The following is a 20,453-nucleotide window of genomic DNA, read 5'->3' as shown; positions in this document are numbered from 1 at the left end:
GGCTTTAGCCGATGCACAATAAAGCAACCATTGAGTGAGGTAAATGGTTTGTAGGAAGGTAATTTAGTCTGAGATCGGTTAACCGGTTTAAACATTTAACCGGTTAACCTCATCACAATTATTTTATTATTGGAGGCGCCACCAACAACCAAGGATCTGCTTAGTGGTCGGTGAGAACACCGACCGCCCGAAAAGTTCAGCCTGCCTTAAGATCTAAACCTCCTCATTAGCCTCCACCCTTGGCGGCATTAATTTATAAACCACCGGCGTTACTATCCGCGATAAGAGGGTAGAACTGATTAAACCACCAATCATTACAATGGCCAGTGGCGAAATAAGTGGGTTACTGGAAAGTGCGATAGGCAACAAACCGCCGATAGCTGTAAATGTAGTTAAAATGATGGGCAGAAACCTGATCTCGCCAGCTTCTTCGATGGCCTGGTTCAAAGGCATTCCTTCGGCACGCAACTGGTTGGTAAAATCGACCAGCAGAATCGTGTTTTTCACTTCAATACCGGCCAAAGCCACAATACCGATAGTTGCCACAAACGATAGCGAGTTGCCCGTAACCATCAGTGCCAGTACAGCCCCTACAATACCCAACGGAATAACAGAAAGCACAATAAGCGTACTTTTAAAAGTTTTAAACTCGAGCACCAGCACCGCAATAAAAAGGAAAAGCGTAACCAGCAATATACTGCCAAAACCTCCAAACGACTGGTTTCTGCTTTCTATTTCACCGCCCATCTCAAAAGTATAACCTTCAGGGAGCTTCAGTTTTTTCATCTGCGCCTCTACATCCTGAATCACCTTATCATTCAAAAAGCCTTTCTGCACAAAAGCATTTACCGAAATGGTCCGGGTTTTATTGTAATGGTTAATACTTAAAGGCGAAGTTTCGAGCTTTAACGAGGCCACCTGCATCAATGGAATGGATGTACCCTGATTATTATTGATATACAGGTTATTGAAAACGGTTAAATCGGGATACGACGGACGTTTGGTGGTAAGCAGGATATTGTAATCATCGCCGTTAGATTTAGGGTTGATAAATTTCCCTACTTCCAAACCGGCTACTGCCATCCGTACCGTACGGTCGATATTAACTGTCGGAATGCCCAATGCTTGCGCCTTATCTTTATTAATATCAACTTTAATATCAGATTTTAAGTTTTTAAGCGGGTTGTTTACATAAATGGTACCGGCAGTTTTAAGCAACATATTTTCGACACGGCCACCAAGGTTCCTTAAAGTATCTAAATTATCGCCCAGCAAACGCACTTCAACCGGCGAAATAATGGGTTGTCCCTGCTCAAAATCTTTAACTTCTACTTTCGCACCCGGGTAAGGCGTCCATTTTTTGCGCAGCATCTCGATAATCTCAATTTTACGGTCTGATTTAATATGGGGTTGCAGCAGCACAAAAAGTTCGGCAAAGTCTGTTCTTTCATTCTGCGGCAATACGTTATAATAAATCCGCGGATTACCTTTTCCCACATTAGCGGCAAAATACCTGACCTCCGGAATCTTTTTCAATTCTTTTTCAATCGCCCTGGTAACAGAATCGGTATAATTTAGATTCGACTGCAAAGGGGTAGAGATGTTGATTAAAAACTGTGGTTTTTCTGAAGCCGGAAATAAACTAAATCCAATAACGGGGATAAGCATAATAGAGCCGGCAAAAATAGCCACTGCAATTACAATGGTTAAAATGGGTTTCGCTAGTGCCTTATCCAATAATCTGGAATACGAGCCATGGATGATTTTCTGCAAAGTGCGGAGAAAAATATTGCCATTGGCATCAGCATGCGGTTTTAACAGTTTGCTCGATAGAAAGGGAACCACAGTTAAGGCCACCAGCATAGAGGCAATAACCGAACAGATCACCGCTACAGGCAAACTCCTGATAAATTCGCCCGAAGCTTCGGGTAAAAACATCAGGGGCATAAAGGCGATGATCAGCGTGGCGGTACAACCCATTACAGCCATACCAATTTGTTTGGTAGCTTTCAGTGTAGCATCCAGCCGGCTATGTCCGTCGCGCATCCAGCGTTCTATATTTTCAACCACCACAATACTATCATCAACCAGTAAACCCAACGATACCACCAGCCCCACAATACTCAACTGGTTTAGGCTAAAGCCCAAAACGTTTAACAAAACTACACCGATGGCCAAGGATAGCGGAATAGAAACCATTACTACAATGGAAGCCCGTGTACCCAAAGGTAAAAGTGTAACCAAAACCAATAAAATGGCAATCATAAAATCGGTACCCAAACCGCCCAAGCGGCTGTTCACATTATCGGCCTGATCGAACATTAACTGCTGATCGATATTGGCAGGCAAAGTTTTCCTGAACTTTTCAATTACCGGTAAATAGGCTTTCTGGGCAGCGGTAATATTTCCACCCGCTTTTTGTGCCGCTACTACAAAAACACAACGGTGGCCATTTAAACGCGTAATATCTTTTTCCTGCGAATAATCGAAATAAACGTTGGCAACATCTTTTAAAGCCGTGTTTTTGCCGTTGCCGCTAAAAACAATGGTATTTTTAATTTCATCGATATTCTGGTAGTTGCCGCTGGTTTTAATGTTAAACGATTTATTTCCTGCATTTACACTTCCGCCGGGAATATTGGCTACTTCGCTCTGAATGGCACTGGCAACAAAGGTAACCGGGATGTGCAACTGCGCCAGTTTTTCGAGGTTTAAATCTACCCGAACCAACTGATCGGGCAAACCCATAATTTCTACATTTTTTAAAAATGGGATTTTCTCGAGCTCCGACTGCAAATCTTCGGCTTTCGCTTTCAGTTTATCGCGCGAAGCATTCTCTGACACCAGTGCAATCTGCAATACATTTACATCCGAAGGAGAAACTTTTTGCACTTCCATGCTGTAAATTTCCTGCGGAAGGTTAGCCCGCTCGCTGTTTACCTCGCGTACCAGTTCCTGGTATTTATCATCGACATTTACAGCATACTTATACTCTACAAAAAGTACAGCCAAGCCATCGCGAATAGTGGTTTTAATGTTTTTAATATCGTCCAATCCATAAATGGTTTTCTCTAATGGCTTTACCACCAGCTCTTCCATATCCTTCGGACTCGCTCCAGGGTATACCACCACCACAGGATAATTTGGTGCATTCATATCAGGGTCTTCAGACCGAGGCATATTGAATATAGTGGTAATACCCAGTGCCAGCACCATGAGCACCATGATGAGTGTAAACTGGTAATTTTTTACAGCGTATTCTGATATTTTCATCTCAATTTGCTTTAGTTTTTGGTCCTTGAGCTTTGATCTTACTTCAGCACCTTAATCTTCGAACCATCGGTTAAATAAGCGCTACCTGAAACAATTAAGCCTGCCGCATTTTCTAAACCTCCGGTGATATTGATTTTATCGTTCTGGATTGCCCCTAACTGAACTTTTACTTTTTGGGCCGTTTTGTTATCGTTCGTAATAAAAACATAACCTTCATTTTCGCCACCGTCCAAAAGTGCATCATAAGGAATGGTATAACCGCTGCTTGTTTTGGTAGGAATAATTGTAGCTTTTCCGAACAAACCAGCTGCAAGTCCCTGAACTTTTACATCAATCAGGCTCAGTTCCACGCCAAAAGTTCCGCTTTGTGGGTCAATGCCTTCGGCTTTACGGCTTACTTTTGCACTTAAGGTCTGGTTAGGCAGGGCATCGGTAGTAATGGTGGCACCATCGCCTATTTTTAAAGCTGCCCATTGGGCATCGCTCAAACCCACTTTTAAAATCCACTTGTTTTGTTTTGCACCGTTTATCTGTAAAACAGGGGTTCCCGGTCCTACAATCTGACCATCGTTAGCCAGCTTTTTTAGCACATAACCGCTGCTTGTGGCCCTGATTTCGGAGTAGTTCTGATTAAATTTTACGGCATCCAATTGTTGTTTTGCTACCTGTAGTGCAGTTTTGGCATTTTGCATTTGCTCCAAAGTGGCCACACTATCTTTATACAGTTTGCTTGCCCGGCTATAATCACGCTCGGCTTTTTGATAAGCCAGGTTAACCTGCTGCACCTGTGCTGAGATTTCGGTTTGGTTTACTATGGCAAGTAGCTGCCCTTGGTGTACAGCATCGCCTTCTTTTACCAGAATACGGTTAATGATCCCTCCGTTTTTAAAAGAAAGAAAAGTCTCATCGTTAGTGGTAAATTGCCCCGAAGCCGCAATGGCATGACTGGCATCTTCTACCTGAAGTGGCATAACTTTTACAGGAACAGTATCCTGATTACCAATACCGGCAGTATCGGTTTTGTGGTTGCTGCAGGCGCTTATGCTGAAAACCGCAGCGAGCAGGGCTTGGTAAATAAATATCTTCTTCATAAAATTAATTTATTGAATAGGTTGCGGTTTCGCGTTCTACATCGGCCATGGCCGATAAAACTTTGTACCGGTTTATATTAACTAATAATTGCGCAGCTGTATACTGGTTACGGGCATCGATGGTTTCGATAAAGGAATTGGTACCAGCCTTATACCCTTTTTCAATCAGACGTTGATAACTGGAGGCCGCCTCAAACTGTTTGAGCGAAGACTGATACGTTTGGTAAGCTGCCTTTAAATTATTTTGAGCTGTTTTAGCTGCAAGATTTAGCTGTTGCGCTACTAAACTGGCATTTAGTTCGGCATTTTTAAGATCGAGATTGCTTTGCCTGATTTTAAAATTATTGCGGTTACCGGTAAAAATAGGAATATCGAGCTGCAGACCAATCATATAATAACGTGTATTGTCGTTAAAATGAAAACCTTCCGACTGTGAGCCCAGGTCGACAAAGCCACCTAATTTTGGCACCGCAAATTGCCTGTTCATTTTAAGTGCTGTTTTATTGATACTGATGATTTGATCTAAAGCCTTTAATTCTTCCCTTCTGCCGGTTACCGATAAATCGGCGATGAGTGCTGTGACTTTGTTCAGATCGGCCTGGTTATCAAAATTTGCATCAATCTTTTCGCCAGCATCGCGGTTTAACAGGAAATTAAAATACATGCGGGCATTAACTACCTGCTGCTCGGCCGAAACCAGTTGTGCATTTACATTTTCTACTTCACTTTTCGAGCGCAAAACATAAGCCGGTAAACCTTTACCACCATCGAGTAATTTTTCGTTTACCCGTAAACCCTCATTAGCCAGTTGTAAACCAGATTTATAAATTTCAACCGCCTGCAATGCATTTTGGTAATTGTAATAGGCCGTTTTAATGCTACGTACCAAATCGCGTTTGTAAATCTGCACTTCAAATTCTTGCAAGCTTACCTGTTGGGCCGAAATCTGTTTATTATAACCCAAATCGGTATTAATAATGGGTACAGTTGTACGCACTTTGGCATCATAATAATTCTTCGGCAAGAAGTTGATGCTCTGATTTTCCATTAAAGGAAAGTTGTTGGTGGCAGTCAGTTTATTCAAGGTAGTATAAACAGGGTTTAACAAATCACCTAGTGGCAAGGGGATGTTACGACCACCATCAGCTGTAGACCAGGTAGTAGAAAAGGCAACAGTCGGAAGATATAAACTCCTGGCTGTTTTTAACGCCAGCTGGGCCTTATCCAGCGAAATGTTTTTTTGTTGCAAAACAATGTTGTTCTTAAAAGCCTCAGCAACGTAGCCATCCAACAATTGCTGCGCACTGGCGTCCGAACTCCAAATTGTAACCGTGCAGAGCAAGAAACCAAATAACTTTGTTCTCATAATTAACAGTGTTAATTTAATGTTATTTTAAACTATTCAACATCGCGATAAAGCCCTCAAAAGTTTTCTCCAGCCAATCGCCCTCCTCCAACATATGCGCTTTAGTTGTGGCCATGTGATCGAGATGCCCCTGTAGCTTTAAGCTGCATAAACCATGCATTAACGACCATACGTTGAGTGCAAAAGTGGTGGTATCAAAACTGGTAAAGTAACCCGCAGCCTTGCATTGATCAACCGTCAAAATTAAAGCGGTAAATGCCTGCTCTCCTTCTTCCCACTCTTCGTCGTGACAGTGGGCCTTAACAAATTCGATGGGCTCTTTCATGATAAACATGAGTTCGTAAAAGTCTGGATTACTTAAGGCAAAGCTCATATAAACACGACCCATAGCCTTTAAACGTTCGAAAGGCTCGCTTACATGCTGCAAAACACCGAACTGCGAACCCAGGAGTTTAAAGCCTTCCTGATGGAGGGCATACATGATATCAGCCTTATCCTTATAATACAGGTAAATGGTAGTCGGACTGAATTCTATTTTCTCTGCAATCTTCCTGATTGAGGTGGCCTCGTAGCCATCCTTTAAAAAAAGGTCTTTTGCCGCATCCAAAATCCGCTGCCGTAAATCTTCCTTGTGCTTCTCTTTACGCTCTTTTATTCCCATGATAAAATAATTACAGTGCAAACATAATTAACAGTGTTAATAAAATGAAATTATTTTAGAAAAAATTTACTTAAATAGACAAATAGAAATGTTTAAAGCTTCTACTATTGAATTCCACACAGGAATAGATCATTAACCGAATCTTAACCAAAACGCCTTTAAAATTACCTCCTTCTTAACTCAGCAACTTTACACAAACGTTTGTTCTGTTTTCTTTACAGAATAATAGAATGGCCTACTTCAAAAAGCCTTATCTTTGTCCAAATCATAAAAAATAAAATATGCTTAAAGGATTTTTTAAGGTACCTACCCCAGTTAACGAGCCTATTAACAGCTATGCGCCAGGCACAAAAGAACGTACGCTTTTAAAAGAAGCTATTGCTGAGGCACGTTCAAAAAAATTGGATATTCCGATGTTTATTGGCGGACAGGAAATACATACAAAAAACAAAAAGGAAGTAGTTGTTCCACACGATCACCAGCACGTATTGGCAACTTTTAGTTATGGCGACAAAAGCCATGTAAAACAGGCTATAGATGCTGCTTTAGCGGCCAAGGCCGACTGGGAAGCTTTAGCCTGGGAGCACAGGGCAGCCATCTTTATGAAAGCTGCAGATTTGATAGCTACAAAATACCGTTATCAAATTAATGCTGCAACCATGCTTGGCCAAAGTAAAAATGCCTATCAGGCAGAGATCGATTCGGCCTGCGAATTGATTGATTTCTTACGATTTAACGTAAGTTATATGCAGGATATTTATGGCCAGCAACCGCCTGTATCGCCAAATGGTATGTGGAACAGAACCGAACAACGCCCCTTAGAAGGTTTCGTATTTGCTTTAACACCTTTCAATTTTACCGCAATTGCAGGCAATTTACCTTCCAGCGTAGCCATGATGGGCAACGTAGTGGTTTGGAAACCTGCTGATACGCAAGTTTATGCAGCCAATGTTATTATGCAAATTTTTCGCGAAGCAGGCTTACCTGATGGCGTAATTAACCTAATTTTTGCCGATGGCCCTGAAGTTGGAGATGTGATTTTTAATCATGCTGATTTTGCAGGCATCCACTTTACCGGTTCTACCAAAGTGTTCCAGGAAATATGGAAAACCATCGGAACAAACATCCATAAATACAAATCGTACCCACGTATTGTTGGCGAAACCGGCGGTAAAGATTTTATCCTGGTTCACCCATCTGCACAAATAAAAGCAGCCAGTACCGCAATTGTTCGCGGAGCTTTCGAATACCAGGGACAAAAATGCTCTGCTGCCAGCCGGGTTTATATTGCTGAAAGTGTTTGGCCAGAAATTAAAGAACAGATATTAACTGATCTTGCCAGCTTTAAAATGGGCGGAACAGAAGATTTCAGTAACTTTATCAATGCCGTTATCGATGAGCGTTCTTTCGATAAATTAGCAAAATATATCGATCAGGCCAAAAAAGATAAAGGCGTAGAAATTATTGCCGGCGGCAATTATGACAAGAGCAAAGGTTATTTCATCGAACCTACTGTTTTAGTGGTTGATGATCCTAAATATACTACGATGTGTGAAGAACTTTTTGGTCCGGTGCTTTCCGTATACGTATACCCGGATCAAGAATTCGACCAGATTTTAGAGCTCATCGATACAACTTCGCCTTATGCTTTAACAGGTGCTATTTTATCGCAGGATAGGTACGCAATAGAAAAAGCTAGTTACGCTTTACGTAACTCGGCCGGTAATTTTTACATTAATGATAAATGTACAGGTGCGGTAGTAGGGCAACAGCCTTTCGGCGGAGCCAGAGGATCGGGTACAAACGATAAAGCTGGTGCGATGATTAATCTGTTGCGCTGGGTATCTCCACGTACCATTAAAGAAACCTTTAATCCTCCAGCTGATTACCGTTATCCGTTTTTAGCAGAAGATTAAATAATAATTTAAGGCCAGGCATATTGTTTGGCCTTTTTTATGCCTATCAAACACCCTTCTAACCATGAACCCCAAATTTTTACTGACCTTTATCCTCTGTATTACAAGTTTTGGCTTTTACGCAACCGCACAAAAGAAACCCAATGTAATTATCATTTATGCTGATGATTTAGGTTATGGCGATCTCAGCTGTTATGGCGCAACCAAAATAAAAACACCCAATATTGACGCCCTCGCAGCACAAGGGTTACGTTTTACCAACGGTCATGCCACCGCCTCTACCTGCACACCTTCGCGCTATTCTTTAATGACAGGGAGATATGCATGGCGGAAAAAAGGAACAGGTATTTTACCTGGCGATGCTGCATTGATTATCCCAACAGATAACAGTTCCCTGCCATCGGTTTTTCAGCAGGCGGGTTATAAAACAGGCCTTGTTGGCAAATGGCATCTCGGTTTAGGCAATACAGTAGAAAAAGACTGGAACAAAGAAGTGAAACCTGGTCCAAAAGAAGTCGGTTTTGATTATTCCTTTATTTTTCCGGCTACTGCCGATAGGGTGCCCACCGTTTTTATGGAAAATCAATTGGTGGTAGGTTTAGACCCTAAAGATCCGATTACAGTAGATTACAAAAATCCAACCGGTACCGATCCAACAGGGAAAGACCATCCCGAACTGTTAAAAATGCCTGCTGAAGCGAATCATGGGCACAACCAGACCATTGTAAACGGGATCGGTCGGATCGGATATATGCAGGGAGGCAAGCTTGCCCGCTGGACTGATGAGGAGCTTCCGCTTACTTTTTTAACCAAAGCAAAAAATTTTATCGAAGAGCACAAACAAGAGCCTTTTTTCCTGTATTATGCCTTAACTGAACCACATGTACCACGCTTACCTGCTACCATGTTTAAAGGCAAGAGTAAATTGGGCAACCGGGGTGATGTCATTTTACAACTCGATTGGGCAGTTGGCGAAATCACTAAACAACTAAAATACCTGGGCCTTGATAAAAATACGATGATCATTTTTAGCAGCGACAACGGTCCCGTAATTATGGACGGTTATGAAGACCAGGGTTACGAAAAATTAGGCGCCCACACCCCTGCAGGTAATTTGCGCGGAGGAAAATACAGCATTCTAGAAGGTGGTACACGCGAACCTTTTATCATTTCGTGGCCGGCAAAAATTAAACCGGGTGTTTCCGGAGCCTTGGTTTCCCAGATTGATTTTTTAGCCTCATTTGCCAACTTTTTCAATATAGAATGTAAAAACGCCATTGACAGTAAAAATGTATGGGATGCCTTTACCGGGAAAGACCCAAAAGGCCGCAGCTTCTTTATCGAACAGAGCAGTCAACTGGCAATTGTTAAAGATAACTGGAAATACATCAGGCCCTCAAAAGGCGAAGCTTTTTATAAACTTACCCGTACCGAAAGCGGGAACCTGCCGGTACCGCAATTATACAACCTCACAGTTGATGTAAGCGAAAAAAACAATCTTGCCCTGAAGTATCCGGAGAAAGTAAAAGAGCTGGAAGCTTTATTAAGTACCGAAGAAGCGAAAACCAAATAAAACAGATCAGCTGGTGAATTTATACCACACTGTTTAAAGATATGAAACCAATCTTCTTTTGTGCTGTTTATATAAAAATAGCTTAAGAGAAGATCATGGAAAACACAAAAGACAATAATAAAAACCTGGGCAATAAAAATGCAGATAATGCAGCAGATAAAGCGAATATGCCCGAGCAGCAGGTACCCCGCCACCGCAGCAATGAAAAAGAAAAGAAAAACACGGTAAAAACCGATGCTGGCAACCTGGGCAGAGATTTCGGAGGGGGCGATTTTGGTGCTGAAGAAGCAAGGGAAGATGCTGAAAAAGGTAATAAAGGTACGGCGGGCAATATGCCACACAGCAAAAAAAAATAAAAGCCCGGATAAATCCGGGCTTTTCCTAACAACTAAAAAATTACACCTTGTCGGTGCTTTAACTTACCTTAAATGCAGGCGAAACATCATCAAGACTTTTGGCCGTTACCTCTAAATCTTTGATCAATCCTGTTTTTAAGCTATATACCCAGGCATGTACAGATAAATCTTGTCCGTTAGCCCAAGCACTCTGAACAATCGAGGTATTCATTACTTTGGCCGCCCCTTCAATCGCATTTAGTTCCACTAAACGGTCGAATTTCTGATCAGGATCCTGAATGGCCGAAAGTTCCTGGTCGTGAAGACGGTACACATCGCGGATATTCCTCAACCAATTATCGATCAAACCTACCTGTTTATCGCCTAATGCTGCTTTAACGCCACCACAACCGTAGTGACCACAAACAATAACGTGTTTTACTTTTAATACGTTGATTGAGTAATCGAGTACCGAAAGTAAGTTCATATCGGTATGCACCACCACATTGGCAATGTTCCGGTGTACGAAAATATCTCCCGGCCTGGTATTGGTAATCTGGTTGGCAGGCACGCGGCTATCAGAACAACCGATCCATAAAACCGGTGGAGCCTGGCCTGCTGACAGTTTATCAAAAAAGGCAGGATCGCTATCAATCGTATCCTTTACCCAGTCTTTATTCCCCTGTAATAAACTGTCGTATGTTATGTCTTTCGTATCTATTGTTTTTGCGCACATAATTATAATTTATTAATATCTTCTTCTACTTTTATATTCAGTTTTGGAACAGAATAATGTTTCTGTATGTTTTCTAAAGTTACCACAATGCCCTTGGTGTAGGCATTATGCTTGTAATTGTAAATGGTTTCCAATACATCAGGATCGATGTACCTCGCGTTTGAACCATCAATAATCACATTGGTTTCTTTCGGAATATCCGTTAAAAGTACCTGTATCGCTGCTTTATTTAAAAAGGAAACCTCTTCGGCCAGTTTAATCCTGATGTTTTTTTTATCGCCTTCTTTCGCTATCCGGTAAAAAAAGGGGTTACGCATGTTGGTACGCAACAGATAGAAAACCGAAACCAGCATACCAATGGCAACGCCTTTTAACAAATCGGTAAATAATACGGCCACAACGGTAACTACAAAAGGTACAAACTGGTCCCAGCCCTTATGGTACATGTGTTTAAACAGGCTGATCCGAGTTAATTTATAACCGGTTACCAGTAAAATGGCCGCCAAACATGATAGTGGAATCATGTTAATCAAACCCGGGATAAACAACAGCGACAACAGCAACCAAATACCATGAAAAATAGCCGACATCTTGGTTCTACCGCCCGCATTAACATTGGCCGAGCTGCGTACAATTACTGATGTCATAGGTAAACCACCAACCATGCCGCTGGTAATGTTTCCTATACCTTGCGAAATCAGCTCCCTGTTTGTTGGCGTTATACGTTTAATAGGGTCAATTTTATCGACTGCTTCGATGCTCAGCAAAGTTTCCAGACTGGCAACAATAGCAATGGTTAAGGCTACGATGTAAACGTTTTTATTGGCCAATTGTGAAAAATCAGGCAGTGTAAATAAACGGGTAAATTCGTCAAAGCCGTTAACAACCGGGATTTTTACCATTTGATCGGCCCTTAAAGGATAGTTGGTACCAGCAAAAAACAATGTACCTAAAACACCCAGGGTTACCACCAATAACGGAGCCGGTACAATGGCCAGTTTCTGAAATTTAGGCCAGATAATCAGGATGGCTATTGATAACACACTGATCACCACAGCGCCCAAACTGAAATGACCTACGGCAGCTGTAATTGCTGAAAAAGTATTTTCGTGATCTTGTTGAAAGAAACCTTCATCGCCTGTAAAGTCGGTATCAACACCCAATGCATGAGGTAACTGTTTTAGGATCAAGATCAAACCGATGGCGGCAAGCATCCCTTCAATTACACTCGAAGGAAAATAATTACCGATGGTACCTGCTTTAATTAAACCTAAAATCAACTGAAATACCCCGGCAAGTACCACAGCAAGTAAAAAGGTGGGATAGCTCCCCAAGGAGGTTATGGCCCCCAAAACAATAACCGTTAAACCTGCTGCAGGGCCACTCACACTTAATTGCGAGCCACTGCAAGAGGCAACTACAATACCACCGATAATACCGGTGATTAAACCGGCAAATAATGGTGCACCAGAAGCTAATGCAATGCCCAAACATAGCGGTAAAGCCACTAAAAACACTACAATACTAGAAGGTAGGTCTTTCTTTAAATTCTTTTTAAGAAAATATTTTTTCACGTCCGAACCTGAAAAGGCCGGGTTAAACTTTTGCATAACGATATAATTATCTGGTAAATTTTAACGAATAAATCGCAGGGGAATGTTTAAGGCATATCCAGAATAGCACCACACAAAGGTTTAAGTTTTAAACATAACCTTTATGCCCATTCAATTGAGTAGGCCAAAATTACCCCAATAAAAAACTAGATTACGTTAGGCGGTGGTGTTGGAACAGTAGGATGATATGGATCTACATATCTTTTGAAATGTTCTATAAAACTGCTCTTCAGAAAGAAATGGCTTGAAGAGAACTCATAAGAAAAGATAGGATGATTAAGCTCAACAATTTTAAAATCGGCAAATTTTGCGGTGTCTTTGGCGGTATCCTTACCGCCTTCATGCTCTAACTCAATCTGCATGATTACAGCATTCATGATTTCCTTGTCAATACCCGTACAAAACACCGGCGCAGCAGCTATCCCCATCTTCGCCATGAAGATGAATATAAACGAAGCGACGATCAAATACTTGTATTTCCTTAAAAACATTTAAAATTCTAATGTTATTTTAATGCCAATGAGTACAAATTTAAACGGATAATTGGTTTTTCAATGCCTTAGGCTGTAAAAAAAATGTAATATAAGTAAAATACAGGCACTTAAGATGTAAAGACAAGGTTCTTGCCAGGTTTTGGAAACGGTTGGTTCGCTATTATCGGTCAGTTCAGTACTGCCCATCCGCTAAATCTTTTTGGCAAAATCAGCTTTAACTTAAAACCAACATAAGCGGGACTGAAATTGCCAAAAGCACGGAACCGCTCATTTCCAATTAATACTAGAATATTTTTCTTTTTAGTAAACACAGGATTAGTTTTCATAGGCAATATAAGCCAGCCATCTGCTTTATTCAAAATCGCGTGTTAGGCCCGGATAAAATAACACCGCTTATCTTGCATTACCGTTAGTAATTTTTAATTTTAAAATCTCATAGCATCAGCAATGGATAAGAAAATAGCATTACTTAAAGATAAAATCAACCAGGCGCACCTTGGTGGCGGGCAGGCACGTATCGATAGTCAGCATAAAAAGGGAAAACTTACTGCCCGAGAGCGTATCCATTTTTTAATGGATGAGGGCAGTTTCGAAGAAATTGGCATGCTGGTTACACACCGCAGTACCGATTTCGGTATGGAACGCGAAAAGTATCTTGGTGATGGCGTGGTAACCGGTTACGGAACCATTAACGGACGCCTGACCTATGTTTTCTCCCAGGATTTTACGGTATTTGGGGGCTCATTATCCGAAACCCATGCCGAAAAAATCTGCAAACTGATGGATATGGCCATGAAAAACGGTGCACCACTAATTGGTTTAAATGATAGTGGGGGTGCCCGTATACAAGAAGGCGTTGTTTCTTTGGGTGGTTATGCTGATATTTTTTACAAAAATGTACAGGCATCAGGAGTTATTCCACAGCTATCGGCCATTATGGGCCCCTGTGCTGGTGGGGCGGTGTATTCGCCTGCCATTACCGATTTTATCCTGATGGTAGAAAACACCTCTTACATGTTCGTTACGGGCCCTAATGTAGTAAAAACAGTAACACATGAAGAAGTAACTTCAGAAGAACTGGGCGGCGCCGGTACGCATGCTACAAAATCGGGCGTTACCCATTTTGCCTGTGCCAATGAAATAGAGGCTATTAACCAGGTTAAAAAGCTGTTAAGCTATATGCCTCAGAATTGTGAAGAGACAGCCATTCATTTACCTTACGAAAGTGCCGACGAAAACCGCCCGGAACTAAACACTTTTATGCCCGAAAATGCTTCGCAGCCCTACGATATCCGTGAAGTTATTGGAGCCGTAGCCGATACCGACAGCTTTTTAGAGGTACACGCTGCCTATGCCGAAAATATTGTGGTTGGTTTTGCCCGTTTAGCAGGAAGAAGTATCGGTATTGTAGCCAATCAACCTGCTTACCTGGCTGGCGTTTTAGATAGTAACTCCTCAAACAAAGCCGCCCGTTTTGTCCGTTTTTGCGATTGTTTTAACATCCCTTTACTGGTGTTTGAAGATGTACCTGGCTTTTTACCGGGTACCGACCAGGAATGGAATGGCATTATCACCAATGGGGCAAAATTATTATATGCCTTTAGCGAAGCCACAGTACCGCGCATTACCGTAATTACCCGGAAAGCCTATGGTGGGGCGTATGACGTAATGAACAGCAAACACATTGGCGCAGATATGAACTATGCCTGGCCAAGTGCCGAAATTGCAGTTATGGGTGCAAAAGGCGCTGCTGAAATTATCTTTAAACGCGAGATTACTTCAGCAGAAAACCCTGAAGAAAAATGGCTGGAGAAGGAAAAAATTTACTCTGATATCTTCGCTAACCCCTACCGTGCAGCAGAACGCGGTTTTGTTGATGAAGTAATAGAACCTGCTCAAACCCGCATAAAGTTGATAAAAGCGTTCAAGATGTTAGAAAATAAGGTGGTGAACAATCCCAGAAAGAAACACGGAAATATACCTTTGTAAAGATGGAAAATGGATGAGGTAAGATGGTAGATGGAACAACTACACTGTCATTATACATCTTACGTATTTAATTTCATCATCCATTTTACATTGTACATCTTACATTTCACATCTTACATTATAATAACGTTACATGTTAAAACGAGCCGATATCCTCCTTATGGCTTTTTGCACAGGCCTTATTGTTGCAAACATTTATTACTGCCAGCCATTGGTGATCTTGATTGCAAAAGATTTTAACCTCAGCGAAACCAATGCCGGTAAAATTACCTACCTCACACAGATTGGCTATGCGCTTGGACTTTTCCTTTTGGTACCACTGGGTGATATGTTTGAGCGTAAAAAGCAGATCCTTGTCATTACAGGACTGGCTATTTTTGCCCTTTTGATTGCTGCACTTTCGCAGAGCTTTTTTATATTGGAAGCGGCTTCAGTGCTGATTGGTACCTGCTCCATTGTGCCGCAATTAATTTTGCCTTTGGCTGCTAATTTAAGTAGCGACGAAAACCGTGGAGCAAACATTGGCATGATTATGAGCGGACTATTGGTTGGTATTTTAGCTTCGCGGGCGGTAAGCGGAAGCATAGGCTTTTGGCTGGGCTGGAGAGCGGTTTATTATATCGCTGCTGCAATATGCGGTTTGCTGATCTTTTTAATGGCCAAACGTTTTCCAAAAAGCCATCCGGCATTTAAAGGATCCTACAGAACGCTTATGGGATCGATGTTCGGCTATATTAAAACACAACCTGCATTAAGGGAAACCTCCATTATCAACTTTTTGGCCTTTGCCATTATCAGTGCATTCTGGACCACTATGGTACTTTTTTTAGCCAATCCACCTTTTAACTTTCAAACCTTACAGATCGGTTTATTTGGTATTGCCGGTGCTGCCGGTGCATTGGCTGCCCCATTGGTTGGAAAATTAAGTGATGGCAGCAATCCCCGTAAAAACCTCCTGATCGGTTTTATCCTGCAGCTAGTGAGCATGGCCCTCTTTTATTTTACCGGTAACCATTTATACCTGTTTGTAATTGGCATTGTACTGATCGATATTGGCCAGCAGGCCATACACGTAACCAACCAGACCCGCATTTATACACTGATACCCGAAGCAAGAAACAGGCTCAATACCATTTTTATGTCGGTTAGTTTTATTGGCGCAAGTTGTGGCTCAGCCTTGGGTTTATGGCTTTGGGCCCAGGGTGGATGGGCCTTATTCTGCTATGGAATGACAGGTATAATTATCCTGAATATTTTAATCTATCAGTTCTACGGAAAGAAAAAATCAAATCACTAACCTTATAAATTTTCATGAAATTTAAAAACGCAATCAAGGCTTTAGTTTTTTATTATAATTATGGTTCAAATTGAGCAGATATTCCCCTCTCTAACCTGGCGGATCAGGCATGAGGCCATGTATCCGGAATTACCTTTTGATTCAGTAAAACTACCTGATGATTTTGAGGGCATCCATTTTGGATTATACCTCGATCATAAACTCACGGGCGTAGTTTCGCTCTTTCATCGGGACAGTATTTATCAGTTCAGAAAGCTGGCCGTTCTCCCATCAGCACAAAAGGCAGGTTTGGGCTCACAGCTCATGGCTTATATACTCGATTTTTGTAAAATTCAAAAAGCGACAAAACTATGGTGCAATGCGCGTGTAAATGCTAAGGAATTTTATTTTAAATTTGGCTTCCACGAAACCGATAGAACCTTTTTTAAAGATGGCTACGATTTTGTGATCATGGAAAAAGAACTTTAAATTACCAACCGTCATGCTGAATTTAGTTCAGCATCTCATTAATCAGATCCTGAATCAAGTTCAGGATGACGAATAATTATAGAATAACATTATGGCTAAGAAAAAAGACGACGAAAAGAAAAAACATGTTGCTGTGGTTACTAAAAAATCGCTGCAGTTTCTTGAAGAATACATCAATAACCCTGCTCCTACCGGTTATGAATGGGAAGGACAAAAACTTTGGTTAAACTATTTAAAACCATACATAGACGAACATTTTATCGATAACTACGGTACAGCTGTAGGTGTTATTAATCCTAAGGCTGCTTTTAAAGTAGTGATAGAAGCGCATGCAGATGAAATTTCGTGGTATGTAAATTACATCACTCCTGATGGTTTAATATATGTAATTCGCAATGGGGGTTCGGATCATCAGATTGCGCCATCAAAACGGGTGAACATCCATACTGCAAAAGGATTGGTTAAGGCGGTATTTGGCTGGCCGGCAATCCACACCCGTCATGGCGAAAAAGAACAGGCACCGGAATTAAAGAATATCTTTTTAGACTGTGGCTGCACTTCAAAAGAAGAGGTTGAAAAATTAGGTATCCATGTAGGGTGTGTAATTACCTATGAAGATGAATTTATGGTTTTGAACGACCGCTATTATGTTGGCCGAGCCTTAGATAACCGTGTTGGCGGCTTTATGATTGCCGAGGTAGCCCGTTTACTGAAAGAAAATAAGAAAAAACTTCCTTTCGGTTTATATATTGTAAACTCTGTGCAGGAAGAAATCGGTTTACGTGGTGCAGAGATGATTGCCCAACGCATTAAACCAAATGTGGCCATTATTACCGATGTAACGCACGATACCACCACACCAATGATCAATAAAAATGTTCAGGGCGAGTTATCTGCAGGTAAGGGTCCGGTAGTTTCTTATGCTCCGGCTGTTCAAACCAATTTAAATAAGTTATTGATCAAAACTGCTGAAAAGAACAATATTCCCTTCCAGCGCCAGGCATCTTCACGTTCTACCGGAACGGATACCGATGCTTTTGCCTATTCGAACGGTGGTGTACCATCAGCCTTAATTTCGCTGCCATTACGTTATATGCATACCACTGTAGAAATGGTGCATAAAGAAGATGTAGATAATGTAATCAGCCTGATTTACGAAAGCTTACTGAACATTACTGATGGTCAGGACTTCAGGGAATTTAAATAATAGAAAAAGTGACCATCAAAAAACGATCATCAGAACATTGCTAAAGTTTTTGCCGATCGTATCCTTATTTTGGGCGTTACGGCTTCTTTTTTTAAGATTTAACCGATTAAAGAGGAGCGATTGAAGAGGAGCGATTGAAAAGAAAAAGAACACCAATCAGCTCTAAGTTTAAGCATAATCAACAGGAAGCTGGGTTTTGAATTAAAGCCCGGCTTCTTTTTTTGCACCATACCTCCACCTTTTAGCGCGTTCTACATCCGGCCCACGCATCATTTGAACTAACTCCCTATTTTATTAATACTCAAAATATCTTTACATTGTTTGTGTAATTTATCCAAACAGTTTATCCTTTATTTATGAGTATCAAAAAAAAAAATATTGATCTATCCATTATCCGCGATGCACATTGGGATGTGGTATTCGATCACGTTGGTCTCGGCTTTTGGGAGTTGAGCATCGCAACCGGCATTCTCCGTTCAACACGGTCATTCAAAAAAAACCTGGGTTGCCCTCCTGATGAGGTTTTAAGTTATGAAACCTTTTTAAGCTTAATCTTACCGGAGGATCTTGACTACGTCCAGGATGAGATTGAACTTACGGTTTCGAAAGAAAAAAACAGTTACCATTCGGTACATAGAATCCGCCGGCCGGACGGAGAAATCAGGTGGATTAAAGCCGATGGAATACTATCCCAGCAGGATGGCGAAAGCTTAAAATTAATAGGAACACTTTTAGATGTGACCGATTTAAAGCAATAGGTTAAATGGCGTTAAACCTCACTTAGCTCAATCCAAACCGGACCGTGGTCGCTTGTTTTTTCCCAGCCTCTTACATGCTTATCTACTCCCGCAGATTTTAAGCGATCACTAACTTGGGGACTCAGTAAAAAATGATCAATTCTTAATCCCGCATCTCTACCATATGCATTTCTAAAGTAATCCCAAAAGGTATAAATTGTTTCTTTAGGGTATAACTTTCTGATTGCATCTGTCCAACCCTGCTCCATTAAATTTTGAAATGCCAAACGGGTTTCCGGGCGGAATAAAGCATCTTCAACCCAACGTTCCGGCTTATACACATCTTTTTCCGTAGGGATTACGTTATAATCTCCACACAGAATTACCGGTAAATGATGTTCCAGTAGTTTTGCTGCATGCGCATTAAAGCGTTCAAACCAGCGTAACTTGTAATCGAATTTTGGTCCTGGCGCCGGATTTCCATTCGGAAGGTAAAGACAGCCGATTATCACATTATTAACCATTGCTTCGATATACCTGCTATGTAAATCTTCAGGATCGCCATCTAAATTTCGTTTCAGCTCCTTTATTTCGAGATTCCTGGCCAATATGGCAACGCCATTCCAACTCTTTTGGCCATGCCAAATGGCATTATAACCAGCATCTTTAATGGCCTGCTCCGGAAATTTTTCCTGCGGTGCTTTTAGTTCCTGCAAACACACCACATCAGGTTTGGATTCTTCCAGCCAACGTAACAGAACAGGTAAGCGCCCATTTATTCCGTTCACATTATAAGTTGCTACTTTCATCTTTATCAATCTGCTTTTACAGTAATGAAGCCTTGCCAGTGCAGGCTGTTGCCATTATTAATTCGAAGTGTAATTTCTGAACTATGATGGTTCATTCCATAAATCTCAGCAATAAAACTCAAAAATTAAACTATTTAATAGTTTAATTAAAAGTGCATAATTGCAATCTTAATATTCCCATTATTTTTTAAAACTAATACCAAACTAAAATGTTTATCTTTCCGAGATTCATTCATGTTTGAGCGCATGTTTGAGTTTAGATAGAGGGATAAGCCCATAGCTTGTCCCTTTTTTATCCTTAAGCAACATGCTGTTTTCCTGTTTCAGTGATTAAATTTTTGCCTGTTATAAAGCCAGCCCGTCCTTGTAATTTTTGAGCATCTTTTTTAAGAGCCCTCTGGCTACATGTATCTTGGTTTTAACCGTTCCTAAAGGAATATCGAGCTCTTCGGCAATTTCATGATATTTATAGCCTTCAAAATAACGGCAGAAACAAAAGCGGCAATCTTCAGGCAGGCGGTTTAAAGCACGTTGAATATCTTCCATCATAAATTTGACCGACCCCCCATTGCCTGTAGCGCTTGGCATGAGCTGAACAGAAGTAAGGTCATCTTCCTGCTGTATCATTTCGTTTTTCCGCTTTAACTTGTAATAGTGGTTCAGGAAGGTATTTTTTAAAATCGTAAAGAGCCATGCCCTTACATTACTGCCCATTTCGAACTTTGCTGAAAACCTGAATGCTTTCATAAAAGTATCCTGCACTAAATCTGCAGCGTCATCTTCATCACGGGTATAAGCTAAGGCACGGTCGAAAAGTGGTTGTCTGTATTGGTAAATGTCGCAATTGAAATTTAATATTTCCATGTTTAGTTAGGATTGATGTATCCA

The 20,453-nt window shown here is 41.2% G+C and carries 18 protein-coding genes; 8 read left to right on the top strand and 10 right to left on the bottom strand.

The features are described 5' to 3' along the window. Positions 1-213: 213 nt before the first annotated feature. The 4 genes from GGQ60_RS21110 to GGQ60_RS21095 are packed head-to-tail and all read right to left on the bottom strand — an operon-like array spanning position 214 to position 6,391. Positions 214-3,273: an efflux RND transporter permease subunit gene (locus GGQ60_RS21110; RefSeq protein WP_183768088.1), complete on the bottom strand. Its 3,060-nt coding sequence runs from the start codon at positions 3,271-3,273 to the stop codon at positions 214-216. A gap of 38 nt (positions 3,274-3,311) precedes the next feature. Further along, positions 3,312-4,364 carry an efflux RND transporter periplasmic adaptor subunit gene (locus GGQ60_RS21105; protein ID WP_183768086.1) on the bottom strand — a complete coding sequence of 351 codons (1,053 nt, stop codon included), beginning with the start codon at positions 4,362-4,364 and terminating at the stop codon, positions 3,312-3,314. A gap of 4 nt (positions 4,365-4,368) precedes the next feature. Next, positions 4,369-5,730, bottom strand: a complete 1,362-nt coding sequence (locus GGQ60_RS21100) for a TolC family protein (protein WP_183768084.1) — start codon at positions 5,728-5,730, stop codon at positions 4,369-4,371. 22 nt (positions 5,731-5,752) lie between these two features. Continuing rightward, on the bottom strand, positions 5,753-6,391 hold the full coding sequence (locus GGQ60_RS21095) for a TetR/AcrR family transcriptional regulator (RefSeq protein WP_183768082.1): 639 nt from the start codon (positions 6,389-6,391) through the stop codon (positions 5,753-5,755). A 281-nt stretch (positions 6,392-6,672) separates the two neighbouring features. Between GGQ60_RS21095 and pruA the strand changes: the two genes are divergently transcribed. From pruA to GGQ60_RS21080, 3 genes are all read left to right on the top strand, one after another. Further along, entirely contained in the window at positions 6,673-8,307 is a 1,635-nt protein-coding gene (gene pruA / locus GGQ60_RS21090) for an L-glutamate gamma-semialdehyde dehydrogenase (protein WP_183768080.1), read from the top strand. Positions 8,308-8,371: 64 nt separating this feature from the next. Further along, positions 8,372-9,880 (top strand): sulfatase family protein, encoded by a 1,509-nt coding sequence (locus GGQ60_RS21085; RefSeq protein WP_183768078.1) that lies wholly within the window; start codon positions 8,372-8,374, stop codon positions 9,878-9,880. Between the two features lie 95 nt (positions 9,881-9,975). Continuing rightward, complete coding sequence (locus GGQ60_RS21080) at positions 9,976-10,236, top strand: hypothetical protein (protein WP_183768076.1); 261 nt, start codon at positions 9,976-9,978, stop codon at positions 10,234-10,236. Positions 10,237-10,294: 58 nt separating this feature from the next. Here GGQ60_RS21080 and GGQ60_RS21075 read toward each other — a convergent pair whose 3' ends face one another. The 4 genes from GGQ60_RS21075 to GGQ60_RS21060 all read right to left on the bottom strand — a co-directional run bounded on the left by GGQ60_RS21075 (position 10,295) and on the right by GGQ60_RS21060 (position 13,417). After that, positions 10,295-10,951: a carbonic anhydrase gene (locus tag GGQ60_RS21075; protein ID WP_183768074.1), complete on the bottom strand. Its 657-nt coding sequence runs from the start codon at positions 10,949-10,951 to the stop codon at positions 10,295-10,297. A gap of 2 nt (positions 10,952-10,953) precedes the next feature. Then, the gene (locus GGQ60_RS21070; protein WP_183768073.1) at positions 10,954-12,561 is read right to left on the bottom strand and encodes a SulP family inorganic anion transporter; all 1,608 of its coding nucleotides are present in this window, start codon (positions 12,559-12,561) and stop codon (positions 10,954-10,956) included. Positions 12,562-12,710: 149 nt separating this feature from the next. After that, on the bottom strand, positions 12,711-13,001 hold the full coding sequence (locus GGQ60_RS21065; RefSeq protein WP_229685177.1) for a hypothetical protein: 291 nt from the start codon (positions 12,999-13,001) through the stop codon (positions 12,711-12,713). A 224-nt stretch (positions 13,002-13,225) separates the two neighbouring features. Continuing rightward, entirely contained in the window at positions 13,226-13,417 is a 192-nt protein-coding gene (locus GGQ60_RS21060; protein ID WP_183768069.1) for a hypothetical protein, read from the bottom strand. Positions 13,418-13,505: 88 nt separating this feature from the next. Here GGQ60_RS21060 and GGQ60_RS21055 point away from each other — a divergent pair, with 88 nt between their 5' ends. From GGQ60_RS21055 to GGQ60_RS21035, 5 genes are all read left to right on the top strand, one after another. Continuing rightward, positions 13,506-15,047, top strand: coding sequence for an acyl-CoA carboxylase subunit beta (locus tag GGQ60_RS21055; protein WP_183768067.1), 1,542 nt, complete (start codon positions 13,506-13,508; stop codon positions 15,045-15,047). Between the two features lie 133 nt (positions 15,048-15,180). Further along, positions 15,181-16,344: an MFS transporter gene (locus tag GGQ60_RS21050; RefSeq protein ID WP_229685176.1), complete on the top strand. Its 1,164-nt coding sequence runs from the start codon at positions 15,181-15,183 to the stop codon at positions 16,342-16,344. A gap of 60 nt (positions 16,345-16,404) precedes the next feature. Further along, entirely contained in the window at positions 16,405-16,812 is a 408-nt protein-coding gene (locus GGQ60_RS21045; RefSeq protein ID WP_221236014.1) for a GNAT family N-acetyltransferase, read from the top strand. Positions 16,813-16,903: 91 nt separating this feature from the next. Beyond that, complete coding sequence (locus GGQ60_RS21040) at positions 16,904-18,019, top strand: M42 family metallopeptidase (RefSeq protein ID WP_183768065.1); 1,116 nt, start codon at positions 16,904-16,906, stop codon at positions 18,017-18,019. 356 nt (positions 18,020-18,375) lie between these two features. After that, complete coding sequence (locus GGQ60_RS21035) at positions 18,376-18,777, top strand: PAS domain-containing protein (protein ID WP_183768063.1); 402 nt, start codon at positions 18,376-18,378, stop codon at positions 18,775-18,777. An 11-nt stretch (positions 18,778-18,788) separates the two neighbouring features. On the opposite strand, the gene xth is transcribed toward GGQ60_RS21035, so the two are convergent. Continuing rightward, positions 18,789-19,565, bottom strand: coding sequence for an exodeoxyribonuclease III (gene xth / locus GGQ60_RS21030; protein WP_183768062.1), 777 nt, complete (start codon positions 19,563-19,565; stop codon positions 18,789-18,791). 345 nt (positions 19,566-19,910) lie between these two features. Continuing rightward, a complete protein-coding gene (locus GGQ60_RS21025; RefSeq protein WP_183768061.1) occupies positions 19,911-20,429 on the bottom strand; it encodes an RNA polymerase sigma factor in 519 nt (172 codons plus the stop codon). Positions 20,430-20,453: the final 24 nt, after the last annotated feature.

This window comes from Pedobacter zeae (assembly GCF_014196715.1).
Classification (GTDB): Bacteria; Bacteroidota; Bacteroidia; order Sphingobacteriales; family Sphingobacteriaceae; genus Pedobacter; species Pedobacter zeae.
Note: the sequence above shows the minus strand (reverse complement) of the source record. Positions and strands in the feature narration are given on the sequence as shown.

Excerpts from the sequence above, each read along its gene's own strand:
- GGQ60_RS21110 (WP_183768088.1), bottom strand. The coding sequence starts at position 3,273 with ATGAAAATATCAGAATACGCTGTAAAAAATTACCAGTTTACACTCATC.
- GGQ60_RS21105 (WP_183768086.1), bottom strand. The coding sequence starts at position 4,364 with ATGAAGAAGATATTTATTTACCAAGCCCTGCTCGCTGCGGTTTTCAGC.
- GGQ60_RS21100 (WP_183768084.1), bottom strand. The coding sequence starts at position 5,730 with ATGAGAACAAAGTTATTTGGTTTCTTGCTCTGCACGGTTACAATTTGG.
- GGQ60_RS21095 (WP_183768082.1), bottom strand. The coding sequence starts at position 6,391 with ATGGGAATAAAAGAGCGTAAAGAGAAGCACAAGGAAGATTTACGGCAG.
- pruA (WP_183768080.1), top strand. The coding sequence starts at position 6,673 with ATGCTTAAAGGATTTTTTAAGGTACCTACCCCAGTTAACGAGCCTATT.
- GGQ60_RS21085 (WP_183768078.1), top strand. The coding sequence starts at position 8,372 with ATGAACCCCAAATTTTTACTGACCTTTATCCTCTGTATTACAAGTTTT.
- GGQ60_RS21080 (WP_183768076.1), top strand. The coding sequence starts at position 9,976 with ATGGAAAACACAAAAGACAATAATAAAAACCTGGGCAATAAAAATGCA.
- GGQ60_RS21075 (WP_183768074.1), bottom strand. The coding sequence starts at position 10,951 with ATGTGCGCAAAAACAATAGATACGAAAGACATAACATACGACAGTTTA.
- GGQ60_RS21070 (WP_183768073.1), bottom strand. The coding sequence starts at position 12,561 with ATGCAAAAGTTTAACCCGGCCTTTTCAGGTTCGGACGTGAAAAAATAT.
- GGQ60_RS21065 (WP_229685177.1), bottom strand. The coding sequence starts at position 13,001 with ATGGCGAAGATGGGGATAGCTGCTGCGCCGGTGTTTTGTACGGGTATT.
- GGQ60_RS21055 (WP_183768067.1), top strand. The coding sequence starts at position 13,506 with ATGGATAAGAAAATAGCATTACTTAAAGATAAAATCAACCAGGCGCAC.
- GGQ60_RS21050 (WP_229685176.1), top strand. The coding sequence starts at position 15,181 with ATGTTAAAACGAGCCGATATCCTCCTTATGGCTTTTTGCACAGGCCTT.
- GGQ60_RS21045 (WP_221236014.1), top strand. The coding sequence starts at position 16,405 with ATGGTTCAAATTGAGCAGATATTCCCCTCTCTAACCTGGCGGATCAGG.
- GGQ60_RS21040 (WP_183768065.1), top strand. The coding sequence starts at position 16,904 with ATGGCTAAGAAAAAAGACGACGAAAAGAAAAAACATGTTGCTGTGGTT.
- GGQ60_RS21035 (WP_183768063.1), top strand. The coding sequence starts at position 18,376 with ATGAGTATCAAAAAAAAAAATATTGATCTATCCATTATCCGCGATGCA.
- xth (WP_183768062.1), bottom strand. The coding sequence starts at position 19,565 with ATGAAAGTAGCAACTTATAATGTGAACGGAATAAATGGGCGCTTACCT.
- GGQ60_RS21025 (WP_183768061.1), bottom strand. The coding sequence starts at position 20,429 with ATGGAAATATTAAATTTCAATTGCGACATTTACCAATACAGACAACCA.